The organism is Dietzia sp. B19, from assembly GCF_014145155.1.
GTDB lineage: Bacteria > Actinomycetota > Actinomycetes > Mycobacteriales > Mycobacteriaceae > Dietzia > Dietzia natronolimnaea.
Map to the genome: position 1 here is coordinate 43,798 of NZ_JAALED010000572.1, position 378 is coordinate 44,175.

Here is a 378-nt window from a genome sequence, read left to right on the forward strand (position 1 = left end):
CTGGCGACAGATCTGGTCCAACAACCCGACCGAGCGCCTCAACCGGGAGATCCGCCGCCGCACCGACGTCGTGGGGATCTTCCCCAACCGCGACGCCATCGTCCGCCTCATCGGCGCAGTCCTGGCCGAGCAGACCGACGAATGGGCCGAAGGACGCCGCTACCTCGGACTCGAAGTCCTGAGCCGCTGCCGACTCACACTGACCACCGACACCGACACCAACTCGACGACGGAGGTGACCACCGATCCACTGATGCAACTACCCGCCTGACCACCAACGAAGGATCAAAAACCAGTTACACCACTACCAGGGGCTTGACCCGACCCGCCGCCGGAGTTGTAGAACACCTGCTGCGAGGGAACAGCCCCGCCTGCGCG

At 65.1% G+C, this 378-nt stretch carries 1 protein-coding gene; it reads left to right on the top strand.

The window, feature by feature from the left end:
• Positions 1 to 271: transposase (locus G6020_RS17305; protein WP_241732776.1), on the top strand; the 271-nt coding region annotated here is incomplete at its 5' end.
• Positions 272 to 378: the final 107 nt, after the last annotated feature.